This is a genomic window from Luteibacter sp. UNC138MFCol5.1 (genome assembly GCF_900110505.1).
Taxonomy (GTDB): Bacteria; Pseudomonadota; Gammaproteobacteria; order Xanthomonadales; family Rhodanobacteraceae; genus Luteibacter.
In genome coordinates, this window is the sequence record NZ_FODZ01000004.1 from 328312 (window position 1) to 344026 (window position 15715).

Annotated in this window: 7 protein-coding genes; 2 read left to right on the forward strand and 5 right to left on the reverse strand. The window is 68.3% G+C overall.

Annotation, left to right across the window (positions count from 1 at the left end; translation table 11 throughout):
* Positions 1-74: 74 nt before the first annotated feature.
* Complete coding sequence (locus tag BMY69_RS13670; RefSeq protein WP_090179166.1) at positions 75-1373, reverse strand: phosphoribosyltransferase family protein; 1299 nt, start codon at positions 1371-1373, stop codon at positions 75-77.
* A 227-nt stretch (positions 1374-1600) separates the two neighbouring features.
* Positions 1601-2788 carry an MFS transporter gene (locus BMY69_RS13675; protein WP_090179170.1) on the reverse strand — a complete coding sequence of 396 codons (1188 nt, stop codon included), beginning with the start codon at positions 2786-2788 and terminating at the stop codon, positions 1601-1603.
* 177 nt (positions 2789-2965) lie between these two features.
* Between BMY69_RS13675 and BMY69_RS13680 the strand changes: the two genes are divergently transcribed.
* Positions 2966-3466, forward strand: a complete 501-nt coding sequence (locus BMY69_RS13680) for a TetR/AcrR family transcriptional regulator (RefSeq protein WP_255364553.1) — start codon at positions 2966-2968, stop codon at positions 3464-3466.
* Between the two features lie 28 nt (positions 3467-3494).
* Here BMY69_RS13680 and BMY69_RS13685 read toward each other — a convergent pair whose 3' ends face one another.
* Entirely contained in the window at positions 3495-4142 is a 648-nt protein-coding gene (locus BMY69_RS13685) for a DsbA family oxidoreductase (RefSeq protein WP_090179175.1), read from the reverse strand.
* A gap of 216 nt (positions 4143-4358) precedes the next feature.
* Here BMY69_RS13685 and BMY69_RS13690 point away from each other — a divergent pair, with 216 nt between their 5' ends.
* A complete protein-coding gene (locus tag BMY69_RS13690) occupies positions 4359-4928 on the forward strand; it encodes a DUF2878 domain-containing protein (RefSeq protein ID WP_090179178.1) in 570 nt (189 codons plus the stop codon).
* A 17-nt stretch (positions 4929-4945) separates the two neighbouring features.
* Here BMY69_RS13690 and BMY69_RS13695 read toward each other — a convergent pair whose 3' ends face one another.
* Complete coding sequence (locus tag BMY69_RS13695) at positions 4946-6625, reverse strand: ShlB/FhaC/HecB family hemolysin secretion/activation protein (protein WP_143070477.1); 1680 nt, start codon at positions 6623-6625, stop codon at positions 4946-4948.
* A gap of 47 nt (positions 6626-6672) precedes the next feature.
* The gene (locus tag BMY69_RS13700) at positions 6673-15657 is read right to left on the reverse strand and encodes a YDG domain-containing protein (protein ID WP_090179184.1); all 8985 of its coding nucleotides are present in this window, start codon (positions 15655-15657) and stop codon (positions 6673-6675) included.
* Positions 15658-15715 lie beyond the last annotated feature (58 nt).

Below are 15715 nucleotides of genomic sequence, written 5' to 3' on the forward strand. Positions count from 1 at the left end.
GCTCAGCTCACTTCCGGCTTCCGTGCCCTTCCTCGAGAAGGTAGGCCACGGCACGCATGGCGCGTTGATCGTGATCAATCCCGCGTCAACCAGCGCGCAAACCAATCACCCGCAAGGGAAGCCACATGTTCAAGCGCGCCGGGCTCCTCAAAAAGGTGGGTCGCATGTGGAACGAGCACCATTTCCGCCACGCCCGATAGCGATGCCAACGCACCACGGTTAAGTGGGATCACGGCCGTATCGGCGCCGCCCACGATGAGCAGCGTAGGCGCTGTGACATGGGCAAGAGCGTCCGCTCCAGCCAGATCGGGACGCCCGCCGCGAGAGACCACGGCACCGATATCATCGCGCTGCGAGGCCGTGACGAGCGCAGCGGCCGCGCCGGTGCTCGCGCCGAACAGACCGAGTTGCATGGACGCCACCGGCGATGCACCGCGTAGCTGCGTGAGTACGGCATCGAGCCGCCGCGCAAGCTTGGCAATATCGAAGCGCTCGGCCGATGCCATGTCCTCGTCGGCGCTCAGCAGGTCGAACAGCAGGGTTGCAAAACCCCTCGCCTCAAGCACGCGAGCCACGTGCTGGTTGCGGGCGCTGTGTCGGCTGCTGCCACTGCCATGGACAAAGACGATGCAAGCGTTCGCACCCGGCGGCACGCGATATTCGCCCTCGAGCACCGCCCGATCCACCGTGAAGCGCATAGGGCCCGGGTGAACCGCCGGGGAGGGGCTGCCGTCGCCACTCAGCAGCCGGATCACTTCCGCATCCTCGACCGCAGGGAAGCACACGTAGTGCTCACCCACGGAGCGGAAATCGGTGGGGACCGAAAGGCACACCACCTCGTCGGCCAGCCGCCTGATGGATGGCAGGCGATCGGCCGAGCCGACGGGTACGGCAGCGACCAGGCGTCCTGGTGCCTGGCGGCGAATGGCGTCTAGCGCAGCACGCATGGTGGATCCCGTGGCCAGTCCATCGTCCACCACGATGACCGTTCGTCCCCGCGGATCCTGCGGGCTACGGTGGGGGCTATAAAGCCGACGCCGTTGCGCGATACGCTCAAATTGCCTTGCCGCCTCGCGTTCAAGGTAAGCAGGGCTCAGGCCGAGGCGATCGGCATCACCGCTGACCTGGACATGTCCGGTCTCATCGACCGCGCCTATCGCGAACTCTTCGTTGCCGGGCGCCCCCATCTTGCGGACCAGCACGACATCGAGGTCACCCCCCAGGAGGTCCGCGACCGCACGTCCGATGACCACGCCGCCACGCGGTATGCCTAAGACCAGAGGATGAGAACCGCGCAGGTGGGCCAGCGCGGCCGCGAGACGCTCACCGGCCTCCTCCCTGTCGAAAAACGGCTCTTGCGGCGCGACGTACATGAACCCTCCGGACCAGCCGGAATCAGTGGCAGAACGGAGCGGACACTGGGATCGCCCTCGTTCGCCGTGACATCCACGGTGGCACCCTGCGACAGGTGGGCGACCGTTGTAGCGGGAAACGCACGCCTCTTGCTTGATGCCGATCAATTCACCGACGAAGGGCCCGGACCTGGTGGTATCGCCGGGATGCTGCGCCCTCTAAGTGACCGCCGGATCGGGGCAATGAATCACGAGAGCGCCGCGGCATGCACGTGCCGCGCCCGCGCCACGATCCACGCGAGCGCGGCGAGCGCCAGCGCGACGATGACCGCGCCGTATACGTTCGCCGCGGCGAGCAGGCCCTGATGCTGCGCCAGGTAGCCCACGGCGATGGTCGGCACGCTGAAACTCAGGTAGCTCTGGATGTAGAACGCGGCCATGAGCGCGCTGCGCTCGTGCGGCTCGGCGAGCGGTACGATGCTGCGCACGGCACCGAGGAACGAGGCGCCGAAGCCGGCACCCGCGACGATCGATGCGATCAGCAGGAACGCGCCCGAGCCGACGTTCGCGCCGACCAGTACGAGCACGAGGCCGCCCGCCAGCGCGATCGCGCCCTGCTTGAGCGACCGTAGCGCCGAATGATTGAGACCCTGCAGCACCGCGAACGCGCCGCTCACCATCAGGGCGGTCACGACGAGTCCGCCGATCCACGGTGACGTCGCGTGGGTGGTCTTCGCCACCAGCGAAGGCATCAGGGAAAGATAAAAGCCGCCCAGCATCCAGGCCGCGCCGTTGAGCGGCGTCACGGCGCTGAACGCGGCCGATGCCCTTGCCGGCACACGGACGTGCGGACGCAGGCTCGACCACGCGCCGGGCTTCATCGCCGCGGTTTCGGGTGTGACGCGCGTCAGCAGCGCGGCGATGACGAGCAGCACGATCAGCACGACGAACACCGTGCGCAGCGGCGCCGGGGCGAGCACGACGAGCGCGGTACTACCGAGGGCGCCCGCGCCCAGACCGAGCATCGGAGCGAGGCTGTTCACCGTCGCGCCGCGCTGCCGGTCCAGGTCGAGGATGGCGGCCGCGAGCGTCGACATGCCGATGCCCGTCGCGACGCCCTGCAGCACGCGCGCCGCGACGAGCCAACCGGGGCTGCTGGCCTCGAGGAAGACGAGCATCGCGACGATATCCAGGCCTATCGCGCCGCCGATCACCGACTTGCGGCCCAGATGGTCGGACAGTCGCCCGGCGAAGAGCAGCGCCATCAGCAGCGCGAACGCATACACCGCGAAGATCACGCTCAGCAGCGTCGGCGTGAACTGCCACGTCGCCTGATAGATCCGGTAAAGCGGCGTCGGCGCGGTCGAGGCCGCGATGAAGACGATCAACGAGGCGGTATGCACCGCCATCGGCCAGCGGGTGTGCGACGCGTTCATGGGACTGCCTAAAGCAAAGAATGCGCTTTAGTCTACGCCTCCTCGGGCTTAAAGCAATGGATTTGCGTTAGTGATACACTTCGATGCATGAACGAAACGTCCTCCGCTACCCCGCGAGCCCCCGGCGTCCGCCCGGGCGGTCGAAGTGCCCGGGTTCAGGCGGCCGTGCATCAGGCGGTGAACGAACTGCAGGCCTCCGACCGCGACGGCGTGACGGTGCCCGCCATCGCCGCCCGCGCGGGCGTCACGCCGTCGACGATCTATCGCCGTTGGGGCGATCTTGCGCAGCTGCTGGCCGACGTCGCGGTCTCGCGGATGCAGCCGGACACCCCGCCCGCTGACACAGGGGCTTACCGGAGCGATCTGCTCACGTGGCTCGAGCAGTATCGCGACGAGATGTCGTCGGACCCCGGCCGATCCCTGTTGCGTGACATCCTCAGCGCCCAGGGTCGCGACAACCCGGGGCGTTGCGCGAGTTTCTGCGCGCAACAACTCGAAGCCATCGCGGAGCGTGCGTCGGGGCGCGGCGAGCATCCCGCGCCGACCGACGCATTGCTCGACGGCGTCGTCGCGCCGTTGATCTACCGGATCCTGTTCTCCGCGGACACGCCGTCTACCGACGACGTCACGCGTTGGGTCGACGCGGTACTCGAAAGGCCGGGCGCGGGCGTCGCCTGAATCGGCCGCCCGCGGCGAGCGCGATGCATCAGCCTTCGGCGGCGATCTTCCGGAGCTGGCGTTCGAATTCTTCCGGCGGCTGGCCGCCGGAGATCAGATAGCGGTCGTTGACGATGACGGCTGGCACGCCGGTAATGCCGCGGCCCTGCCAGAGGGCCTCGCTGCGACGTACGTCGTCGCCGTATCGATCGGACGCGAGGACGGCGCGGGCTTCGACCGGGTCGAGCCCGGCCTTCTCCGCCGCGGCGACGAGCGCGTCGTGATCGCCAGGATCCGTCTGGTCGGTGAAGTTCAGGATGAACAGCTGGCGTTTCAGCGCCTGCTGCCTGCCCGTGCCCGCCGCCCATGCGATGAGTCGATGCGCGTCGAACGTGTTGTAGATGCGCGTGTCGTCCGAGGTATTGAACGTGAAACCGACGGTGGCGGCGCGCTCCTTGATGCGCTCGCGGTTCATGCGGGCTTGGTCCGCTGGAATGCCGTACTTCGCGACGATGTGCTCCACCGTGTTCTCGCCACCGACGCGCATCGACGGATTGAGTTCGAACGGGTGGAACGCGATGTCGGCCTCGACGACGCCGTCGAGGCGCTCCAGCGCACGTTCCAGCCCGCCCAACCCGATGGCGCACCAGGGACACGCGATATCGGAGACGAAATCGATCTTCAGTTTCTTGGACATGACACCAGCCTCGACAGGAATGGCGCCATGTTACGCCGGCCCCGCCTTCGTCGGATGTAAACCGCGAGGTGAGTCACACATGGTATTGACGCTGCATCCAAACCGGCGCCTTTTCACGTAACACTCCCGACCACCACCGGAAGTGACGATGCGCACGCCTGCCCTGCCCGATGTCCACACCCTTGCGACACGCCGACCGTTGCCGGGCCACGCGCGATGACGATCGACGGGTCCGCCCTGGCGAAGTGGTTCAACGCGATCGGCTATCAGGCCGTGTGGTTCGCGCTGGTCGTCGGCGCGGCGCGCGGCGACACCGGCTGGGCCTTGCTGGCCGCTGCCGTGTTCGTGGCGATACAGGTGGCGCTGGGCGGGCGCTTCGTCGCCGAATTGAAAGTCCTCGGGCTCGCGCTGCTGTGCGGTCTGATCGTCGACGGCGTGCCTTCCCTGGCCGGCTGGTGGAGGTATGCGTCGCCGACGCCCTCGCTCCCACCGGGCGGCGCGCCCATCTGGATCCTCGTGCTCTGGCTGTGTTTCGCCACCACGCTCAGCCGGTCGTTGTCGTTCCTGCGGCGGCGGCGTGGCGTCGCCGCCGTGCTGGGCGCGATCGGCGGTCCGATGGCCTATCTGGCGGCCGCGCGTGGCTGGAATGCCGTGGTGCTACCGGAGCATCCCTATTCCGCCGTGGCCTGGCTGACGGTGACCTGGGCGATCGCCCTTCCCGTGCTGTCGCACGTCGCCACCGCGACGGCGACTAACCTTCCCACGGCACGATCCGATCGGACCTGAAGGCGCGACGCCGTTCGTCAGAATCCCTTCTGGATCTGCACCCACGCACGCCAGTCGTGCGTCTCGCCCACGATCTCGGGCCGCGCGCCGATCGGATGCGCGACATCGGCCGCGATCGACCACTGATCGTCGCCCTGCCAGCGCAAGCCCACGCCCGCGTCCTGCATGTGCGCGCGATTGGTGCCCGGGGCGAAGCGGTCCTTGTAGATGGTGGCGCGGCCGGCGTCGGCGAACGCGGTCGCCACCCAGGTGCCGGTCATGCCGAAGTTCAGCGTGCGGCGGAACTCGAGGTTGAGCATCTGCCCCTGCGTGCCCGAGAGTGCACCGGTGTCGTAGCCGCGGACATTGTTGGCGCCGCCCAGGTAGAACTGCTCGGACGTGTCGATGTTGCGGTTCGCCCACTGGCCCTGGAAGCCGATGTAGATGGCGTTGTTCTCCGACAGCTTCTGCAGGCGAGCCACCGAGAGCGTGTACTTGAGGTAACGCCCCTTCGTGCGCGCGCTGATCAGGTCGACGAATTCCGCGAAGTCGTCGTCGAACCCGAGGCGGCCGTAGGTGGCCGTGACGTTGAAATTGGTCACGCCGTTCGCGTCCCGGCGATCGCCGGCCACCGTCGCCGTCCATGCATACGTGTGACGTCGCGTGCGGATGCCCACCACGTCGATATCGTCGTCGAGGCGACGACGATCGAAGCCGAGCTGGCCGTACAGGTTGCCGTCGGTCGTGCGCACGAACGGGTGGCTGATCCAGGCGCTGGCGACGTTCGCCGTGCCGTGCGCGTCGAGCGCGCGCAGGTCGCCCTTGAGCTTGTAGTCGAGGTTGGAAAGCGCGGCGCCAACCACCGTGCCCTGCCCGTTCAGCAGATAGCGGTAGGCAAGGCGTCCATAGTTCATGTTCTCGCCGGCGGTCACGGCCGTCGCGTCCAGCGCATCGCCCTGATGGGCGAGGCCGTTTACGCTGAAGGTGCCGGTGGCGCGAGCGCGGCCCGTGTAGCGATTGCCGTAATCGTCCAGCGCGACGATGCCCGTATAACGCTGGCGGTCGTCGGTGCGCACGGCCAGGTCGGACGTGCCCGGTTCCTCGCCCGGTCGGAGCACGGACGTTTCGGTCACGCCTGGCACGTCGCCGAGCAGCAGCAGGCTGCGATCCAGTCCGTGCTCGGTGATCGGCGCGCCGCCGCGCAACGGATCGAGCGTGCGATCCAGCACGCGATCGCTGGTGGACGAATGGTTCTCGAGCACCACCTTGCCGAGACGGGCTTCCTGCACGGCGATGCGCACCGTGCCGCCGGACAGCACCTGCTGCGGCACGTACGCCATGCTGAGCGGGTAGCCCTTGGCGCGGTACGCCTCGGTGATGCGCGCGGCGAGCGCGTTGAGCTGGCCGAGCGTGAGGTCCTGGTTCTCGCCCGAGGCGACCAGCGCGTGCAGCTCGTCCGCCGGAATGAGCGTCGCGCCCGTGACCTCGATGCGGCCGACGTGGAACGGCGCGCTGTCCGCGGTCGAGACGGGCGCGGCCGGCGGAAGGCGCAGGCCGGTATCGTCGGCCTTCTGCGGCGGCGGAGGCGGCGGCAGCTGGTTGAGCAGGTCGCCCGCCTGCGGCGTGCGCACCTGGGCCTGCGCCGTGGAAGCCAGGGCGAGCAGGATGCAGGCGGCGAGGCGGCGGGTGTGGCGGCGGTGGAGCGGAACCATGGTCATCGTCGAACCGTTACTGGAAAAGGAGTGGATACCCGCGATGCGATGCGTCACTGCATCGCATCCGCGGGAGCACGGACGCCGCCGTCGACCAGCCGAAGCGACAGGCCGGACGTGAAATCGTCTCGCGAGACGTTCTTCTCGACGGCCTTGCGGGTCTTCTTGTGGTTGCCCGAGTACTGGCCGACCGACAGGTTCTGCGCGACACCGTACGGGGTGGCGATCGACTCCGGCGCGAGCACGGCGTCCATCTGCGCCACCGCCGTCGACGACGCGCCCTGCGAGGGGTTCTGCAGGATGTCGGCTGAGGTGACCGCCACCGTGTTGTACGCGTAGTTCTGCGCGTCGGCGCCGCTGGCCTGGATGCCACTGGCCGTGACGGTCTTGCCGAGGCCGATCGCCGAATCCGAGAACAGCGTGCTGGAGGCGGCGAACGTCACCACGTCACCGGACAGCACGCCGCTCACCGACAGCGGCGCCACGTCGTTCGCGTTGCCATCGAAGAACTTGTTGGTGCCGGTGGCGCTGATGGTGACCGCACGCTTCGTGATCGAGGCGAGCGTCGTCGCTGCGACGTCGAGGCGGTAGTTGCCGGCGTCCACGCCATCGATGCGACCGTCGACGGCCACCGTCTTGCCCTGCCCCGCGTTCTTGTCGAGGAAGCGGCCGCTCGTCGTCAGGCGGACGTCGTCGCCCGCGAGCACGCCGGACAGCGCGCCGTGCGTCGTGGCCGAGGTGTTGCCGTCGTAGACCTTGTCGTCGGCGGAGACGCCGGCCCGGACGAGCAGCGGCGTCACGGTCGCGACGTGCGTGCCGCCGAGCAGGGTGTAGTTGTCCGCGAGCGCAGCGCCGTTGTCGTTGAGCGCGAGGGTACCGAGGCCGGCCACCGTCTCGCGCGTGGCGACGTTGCGGCTGGCGAGCGCACCTGTGCCGGACAGGCGCAACGTCTCGCCGGCGATGCCGGCTACGAGGCCGTCGTGCCCGAACATCGCGGCGGCCGCGGCCGCCGTGCCGTCGTAGACGCGCGTGCCGTCGAGCGAAATCACCACGCGCCCGATGTCGGCGAGCGTGGTCGCGTTCGTCGAGAGCGTGTAGTTGTCCGCGTCGCCCCCGCCCAGCGTGCCGCCGACGTTCACCGTCTTGCCCGTGCCGGCGTTCCGGTCGACGAACACGCCCTGCGTGCCGATCGACACGTCGTCGCCGGCCACGACACCCGCGAGGGTGCCGTGCGTGGTCGTGGCGGTCGTCCCGTCGTAGGTCTTGCCGTCGGCCACGATGCTGCCGACGATCGCCTTCGGCGTGATGTCGCCGAGGGTCTGCGCGGTCGTGTTCCACGTGTAGTTGCCGACATCGCCACCGGCGCCCGTGATGCCCTGGACGACGATCGTCTTGCCGATGCCCGCGTTACGGTCGCTGTAGTTCGCCTGCGAGCCGGTGAACGTCACCTGATCGTTGCCCACGATCCCGGCCGAGCCGAGGCTCGCCTGGGCCAGCGTGTTGCCGTCGTACACCTTGTTCGAACCGGTCGCGTCGACCACGATCGCCTTCGGCGTGATGGTGGCCCAATGGTCGCCGCCGACGAAGGTGTAGTTCGACGCGAGCGCGCCACCCTGATCCACCAGGTTCATGCCGCTGACGTCGGTCGCGGGTTTGCGGGTGCCCACGTTCTTGTCGGCGACCTGCATGGTGCCGGTCAGGCCCAGCACCTGGCCGCCGATGCCGGCGATGCTGCCGCCGAGCACGCTCGCCGCGATCACGTTGCTGCCGTCGTAGACGCGCGTGCCCTGCAGGTCGAGCACGTAGGGCGTGATGTCGGCGAGGGTCGTCGCGGTCGTGTTAGCCGTGTAGTTGGCGGCATCCGCTCCGCCAAGGGCGATGCCGGTGGTCGTCACGGTCTTGCCGGTGGAGGCGTTCGCATCGGCGAACGTCGAGCCCGTGGCACCCAGCACGACGTCGTCGCCGGCGATCACGCCCGTCTGCGACAGGCTGGTGGTCGCCGCGTTCGTGGTGTCGTAGATCTTGTTCGTCGACGTGTTGGCGACGGTGATCGCCTTCGTCGCGATCGACGCTAGCGTGGTCGCATTGGAGGTGACGAGGTAATTGTCCTTGTCCGCACCGCCGACCACACCAGTCACGACCACCGTCTTGCCGTAACCGGCGTTCTTGTCGAGGAACTGGCCGCTCGTGGAGGTATAACGCACGTCGTCGGCGCCGATCACGCCGGAAAGCGCGCCATGCGTGGTCGCGCTCGTCGTGCGATCGTAGACGCGGTCGTCGGCGAGGATGGTGCCGGTGATCGCCTTCGGCGTGACGTTGGCCAGCGTCGTGGCGTTGCTCGTGACGATGTAGTTCGCCGCGTCCGCGCCGTCCACGTGGCCCGAAACGGTCACCGTCTTGCCGTTGCCGGCATTCTTCGTATCGAAGTTGCCCAGGGTCCAGGCGTAGCCGACGTCGTCGTTCGCCAGCACGCCGGAGAGCACGCCGTAGGCGATGGTCGTGGTGTTGCCGTCGTACACCTTGTCGCCGGCGGTGATGGATCCCGTGATGTTGCGCGGCGTGATCGTCACCCAGTGCGTGCCACCCTGCAGGCTGTAGTTGCCCGTCAGGCCATTGCCGATGTCGACGAGCGACATGCCGCTGATGTCGGTCGGGGTCTTCTGCGCGCCGACGTTCTTGTCCGCCAGCGCGACGCTCCCGCTGAGACCGAGCACCTCGCCGTTGACGCCGTTCACGCTGCCGCCGAAGACGTTCGCGGCCGCGAGCGCCGTGGCGTCGTAGACGCGGGTGCCCTGCAGGCTGAGCACGTACGGCGTGATGTTGGCCGTCGTGCTCGCCTGCGTGTTCAGCAGCGTGTAGTTGCCTGCGCCAGTACCCGTGAGACCGATACCGCCGACCAGGACGCCGATGCCGTTGGCCACGTTCTTGTCGGCGAACAGGTTGCTGGTCCAGGTGTAGGACACCTGGTCGCTGCTGTCGACGTCGGCGCTGCCCAGCGTCGCCGTCGAAGCAGTGGTGCCGTCGTACACCTTGTTCACGCCCGTGGCGACGACCGTGATACCCTTGGCCGTGATGTCCGCGCGGACGTTACCCGGCTGCGTCAAGGCATAGTTACCCGCGTCGTTGCCCAGCAGCGTGAACCCGGTCGTGACCGTCTTGCCCTGACCCACGTTCTTGTCGCTGAACCTGCCGATGGCGGTGTTGCCCAGGCTGATGTCGTCGCCGCCGTAGCCTCCCACGAGGACGGAACCGCTAAGCGATGCGGCGGTATTGCCGTCATAGATCTTGTTGGCGGCGACCGTGCCGCTGACGGTAAGCGGCGCGCGCGTGACGTTATACGTATCCGTACCGCCGACGAGCGTGTAATTGCTCGCCTTGCCGCCGTTTCCGCCGTCGCCGAGGGCAAGCGTGCCCAGCGCGAACGCCAGCGCCCCCGTCTTGCTGGACGCGTACGCACCCACGTTCTTGCCGCCCAGCGCGCCGGCGCCGCTCAGCACCAGCGTCTCGCCGCCGACGAGGTTGGACATGGCGAGCGTGCCGGCCGCGGCGGCCTGCGTCTGGTCGTAGATGCGACCACCCGTGAGGTTGATCACGCGCGCGGTGATGTTGCCGGTGGTGGACGTCGTGGCGTTGTCGAGCGCGTAATTGCCAGCGTCGGCACCGCTGAGGCCGATCTGGCTGACGCTGATGGTCTTGCCGGTGCCGACGTCCTTCGTGTCGAACGTCTTGGTGCCGCCCGCCGTCACGGCGTCGTTGCCGACCTTGCCATCGACGCTCAGCTGCGTCGCCGACGCGCCGGTGGTTCCGTCGTACACGCGCGTGATGCCGGTGGCGCTGACCGTGACGTGCTTCTGCGTGATGCTGGCGGTGACGTCGGTCGGCTGGCGAAGAACGTAGTTCGTCGCGTCCGTACCGTCGATCGTCATCGCGGTGGACACGGCCTTGCCGGTGCCGACGTTCTTGGAGTCGAACGTGCCGGTCGCCGTCCCGTTGAGGTTGACCGTGTCGGCGCCGAGCATGCCGTTGAGCACGGAGCCGTGGAGGGCGGCCGTGCGATTGCCGTCGTACACCTTGTCGTCGGCGAACGTGCCGCTGACCGTGAGCGTGGCGGGCGTGATCGTCACCCAGTCGATGCCGCCGGCCAGCGTGTAGTTCTGCGCGGAGGCATTGCCGTAGTTGCCGAGCGCCAGCGTGCCGAAGTCCTGGAAGGCGCGCTGCGAGCCGACGTTCTTCGTCACCAGGGTGCCGGTGCCGGTCAGCGACACGCGCTCACCGTTCACACCGAGCACGGTGCCATTGCCGTCCGTGAACAGCGAGGCCGCCGCGTTGGTCGTCGCGTCGTAGACGCGCGTGGAGGTCAGGTTGATGATGAACGGCGTGATGGTGCCGAGCGTGCCCGAGGCCGCCGTCGGCAGCGCGTAGTTGGCGAGGTTCGTGCCGGAGTTGGCGACGAAGTCGGACACCGAGAGCGTCGACGCGAGGCCGACGTTGCTACCGGCGTTCACGCCGAGGTAGCGCGAGGTCGACGACTGCGGAATGGTGGCGCCCTGCCCGTTCACGAAGCCGGTGAGCGTGTAATCGCCGGCCAGCAGCGTCACCGAGTTCGAGCCGTCGTACGGCTTGGTCGGATTGCCCGTGATCGTGGCGACGATCGGCGCCTTGTTGATGTTCGCCGTAAGGCCCGTGACGGCGTTGACGCGGTAGTTCGACGCGCGGCTGCCGGTGAGCCCGAAACCGGTCGTGGTGACGTCGAGGCCGTTGGCGGCGTTCGGCGACCGTACGGAACCGGTGGCCGAGGAAGCGTCGAGCACGACGTTGCCGGCGTCGGAATCGAAGACGCCACTGAGGCTCGCGCCGGACGTGTTCAGGGCGATGGCCGTGTTGCCGTTGTAGTACCGGCTCACGGCGGCGACGTTGAGGATATTGAGCGCCGCCGGACTGATGGTCGCCGACAGGCCGGTCAGCGGATCCAGCGTGTAGTTGCCCGCTTCGCTGCCCGAGATGCCGAAACCGATCGCCGTCACGCCACGCGTGCCGGCGTCGGCGCTGTCGAACGTGCCGGTGGTGCCGCGGGTCAGCGTCACGTTCGACACGTCGGCGCCGACGAGACCGATCAGGCGCGCGCCGGCGCTGTTGAGCGTCGCGGCGGTGGTGGTGTCGTAGACCTTGCCGTTCGCGCTCACGCCCACGATGTGCAGGGGGGCGGCGGTGATGGAGCCGGTGCCGGTCGCGTCGAAGTCGAGCTGGTAGTTCGACAGGTCGGTACCCGAGCGCGCCAGGTACGAGGTAACGGCCATGTCGGCCGTGATCGTCTTGTTGGTGCCGACGTTCTTCGTGTCGTAATGCACCGACTTCGACGGGACGATGTCGGCGCCTTCGCCGGACGCGAAGCCCGAGACGTCGTAGTTCGAAACGTCCAGCGTCTGATAGGTCGTGCCGTCGTAGACCTTCGACGGGTTGCCGACGATCGACGCCGTGAGGATCGCCCGGGTGATCTCGCCCGTACCGTAGGCCTCGGTGGGCAGCGGCTTGTAGTTGTCGGGGTTGGTGTTGCCCACCGGCTGGTAGTCGCCCTGGGCGAGCGTGACCATCACCGGCTGCTTGCCCACGTTCTTGCTCGCGTAGGTGCCCTGGGTCTTGGTGATGACGAAGCCTTCGCCGCTCGGGAAGTTGCCGGTCACCTGGTAGTCGCTGCTGAGCAGCGTGGCGAGCGTCGTGCCGTCGTAGGCGCGCGTGGGCACGCCGATGATGCGGACGAACACGCCGCCCGTATCGGCCTTCTCGATGTACCCGTAGCCGGTGATGCTGGTGGGCAGGACGTAATTGGCGAGGTTGGTCCCCGCGATGGGCGCGAAGTCGCCGGCGCCGACGTTGGCGGTCACCAGGCGGATACCCGCGTCGGCCGTCGCATAGTCGCCACGCGTCTGGGTCAGCGACGCGCCTTCGCCGACGATGAACCCGTAGACGTCGTAGTTCGCGCTGGTCAGCGTGGCGTTGGTCGTCCCGTCGTACTGCTTCGACGGATTGCCCACGATCTTCCACTGCAGTGGCGCCTTGGCGATCGTGCCCAGACCGGTGATGCTCGACGCGAACGTGTAGTTCGATAGCGACGTGCCCGATCCGATGTTGAAGTCCGATGCCTCGATGGCGGCCGTGACGGTGCGCGTACCGGCGTCCTTGCTGTCGTACGACGCACCGGCGCTCTGCACGACGCTGCCCGAGTCGCCGCCCTGCCAGCCCTGGATCGTGACGTCGCCGGCGCGGAGGTTTGCGTTGACGGTGCCGTTGTAGGTACGCGTCGGATTGCCGGTGATGGTCAGCGTCAGCGGCGCCGGCGTGATGTTGGCCGACAGGCCGGTCGGCTGCGCGAGACGGTAATTGCTTGCGCCGTTGCCCGAGAGCGCGAAGCCCGTGGCGGTCACGGTGAGCCCGTTGCCGACGTTCTTCGTGGCGAAACTGGCCGAAGCGCCGGATGAAAGCAGGGCCACGGCATCGCCGCCGACGACGCCCTGCAGGCCGTACGTGCCCGGGTCGAACGCGAGCAGCGCGCCGGTGGTGGCGTCGTAGACCTTGTTCAGGGCGCTGACGCCGCCGATGGTCAGGGTCTTTGGGGTGATCGACGCCGTGATATCGGACTGCGTCACCAGCTCATAGTTCGACGCCTTGTTGCCCACCAGCTGGAAGCCGGTGGCCGTGACGCCCTTGCCGTTGCCCACGTTCGCATCGGCGAACAGGCCCGCGCCGGCGCTGGCGTCGAGGGTCGCGTCGTTCACATCGGCGGCGATCACGCCGAAGATCGATGCGCGGCTCTTGTCCAGCGAGTCGTTGGCCGTGCCGTCGTAGACCTTGTCGTTGCCGATCAGGCCCGAGAGCTGGACCTTCGCCTTGTTGATCGTGCCCGCGCCGGTGGCCACGGTCGGCAGCACGTAGTTCGAGACCTTGGTGTTGTTCGCGGCCACGAAGTTGGAAGGCACGAACGTCGCCGTGACGGTACGCGCGCCGGCATCGGCCGAATCGTACGCCACGGCATTCGGTTGGCTGAACGTGATGCTTTCACCGGCCACCAGGCCGGACATCAGGTAGTTCGATCCCGTGAGGGTCGCGGTGGTGGTGCCGTTGTACGTCTTGGTCGGGTTGTTGACGATCGCGATGCCGAGCTGCTTCGGGTCGATCACGCCGATGTTGGCGGATGCGCCGCCGCCCGAAACGCCGTATCCGTACACAGGCGTCATGCCATCGGCCGCCGTGAACGTATAGGCGCTGGCGGCGGTGGCCGTGGTGACCTGCAGGCCGCTCGCCGCGTCCTTGCTCGCGTACGTGCCGCTGCCCGTGGCGATGCGGTCGCCGTTGACGAGACCGCTGGCGTTGAAGTTGGCGCCGGTCAGCGCGGCGGCGGTGCCGCCGTCGTAGTCCTTGCGGACCGTGCCCACCGGTGCGCCGAGCGCGACGGTCGGCGCCAGCGCGTAGAGGAATCCGTTACCGCCCACCAGCGGCGCGGTGCCGGCCGGCGCGTTGTACTGGAGGAAGCCGGGCACGAGGCCGCCCGTCGTGTCGCCCACCGGCGACGAGGTATAGACGAGCCAGCGGCCGTTGGCGGCGGCGAGCGCGCCCGCACCCGCCTGGTTCGTGAAGTGGCCGGCCGCCGTCAGGGTGACGCCGGCATCGCCGCGGATCGCCGCGCCGAGCACGATGTCGCCCGTGCCGCCGCTGCCGGCCTTCAGCGTCACGCGGCCCGGACCGCCGATCGGCGCGTTCACGTTGATCGACCGGTACGCGTCGAGCGTCAGCGTCGCCGCCGCGTTGGTCCACGTGATCGGGGCGGCGACGGTGATGTCGCCGGACCCGTTGGCGTTGATCACGCCAGCGCCCAGGGTGCCGCCGGCGGTCGTCTGTTCGGTGACGTTGGTGCCGCCGTTGAGCGTGTTCGAGATCGTGGTCGCTGCGGTCTGGTCGATCGTGAGGTCGTACGGATCGATCAGCCAGGTGCCGGCCGCGCCACGCGGGGCGGCTGCCGTGACGTGTGCCGCGCCCAGGTTCGCGAACGCGGCCGACGTCTCGATGTGGCCGCCGTTGCCGCCGTTCGGCGCGCTGGCGTCGAGCGTCCCCTCCACGTTGACGTGGCCGGCCGTCATGCCGCCGAGCAGCACGATCTGGCCGTCGCGGTTCTCGACCGTCTGCGCCCGGACCACGCCGGTGTTGTTCACCGCGCTGGCCAGCAGCGAATCGCGCGCGCCCGCCGTCATGACCACGCGGCCGCCGTCGGCCTGGACCAGCTGGCGGTTCTCGACGAGGTTGTCGAGCGTGCTGCGATCGACCTGCACGTTGACGAGCTGGCTGCCTTCGAAGTTCAGCGTCACCGCGCTGCCGCCGGCCATCGCCACGGTGCCCAGCCGGGCGGTCACCACACCCTGATTCGAGACCTGATTGCCCAGCAGCGCCACGTAGCCACCGTCGGCGGCGTGGATCGAACCCTTGTTGATCACCGAGCCCTTGCCGTCGCCGCTGAAGGTCCGGCTGCGGGCGTCGACGGAATCGTCGCCTGTGTCGAGGGTCGACGCCACGAGGCCGCCGACATTGACCTGTGCCCGCTCGCCGAATACCACGCCGTTCGGGTTGATCAGCCAGACCTGCCCGTTGGCGTCGAGGTGGCCCTGGATGTCGGAGGCCTTGTTGCCGAGGATCCGGTTCACCGCGATCGCGTCGCGACCCGGCTGAACGAACTTCACGGTCTCGTTGGCACCGATGTCGAACGTCTGCCAGTTCAGCGACAGGCGCTGGCTGTCCTGGCGGATCGTCGTGACCGCGCCGCCCTGCTGGATGCTGCCGTTACCGCCGACGATCTGGCCGCCCGTCTGTCCCGCATGTGCGAGTCCGGGCGCGCCGAGCGCCAGCGAGATCGCCACCGCCACCGAGGCGGCGCGCGGTGCGCGCGCTCGCGCTGCCGTCGAGGGAACCGGGCGGCTGCTCCGCGCGAGTTCGCTGGCGGCAACCCACTGCGACGTCGCCGCGTTCCAGCAAAGGCGGTAAATGCGATTCATGAAGACCCCTGTTTCTTCAGGACGAGCGAAAGCGCGCGGACGATGTCCACGAAGCGGA

What these genes read in the sequence shown, in the direction of transcription:
- BMY69_RS13670 (WP_090179166.1), bottom strand. Translation starts at nt 1,373, where the DNA reads ATGTACGTCGCGCCGCAAGAGCCGTTTTTCGACAGGGAGGAGGCCGGT.
- BMY69_RS13675 (WP_090179170.1), bottom strand. Translation starts at nt 2,788, where the DNA reads ATGAACGCGTCGCACACCCGCTGGCCGATGGCGGTGCATACCGCCTCG.
- BMY69_RS13685 (WP_090179175.1), bottom strand. Translation starts at nt 4,142, where the DNA reads ATGTCCAAGAAACTGAAGATCGATTTCGTCTCCGATATCGCGTGTCCC.
- BMY69_RS13690 (WP_090179178.1), top strand. Translation starts at nt 4,359, where the DNA reads ATGACGATCGACGGGTCCGCCCTGGCGAAGTGGTTCAACGCGATCGGC.
- BMY69_RS13695 (WP_143070477.1), bottom strand. Translation starts at nt 6,625, where the DNA reads ATGACCATGGTTCCGCTCCACCGCCGCCACACCCGCCGCCTCGCCGCC.
- BMY69_RS13700 (WP_090179184.1), bottom strand. Translation starts at nt 15,657, where the DNA reads ATGAATCGCATTTACCGCCTTTGCTGGAACGCGGCGACGTCGCAGTGG.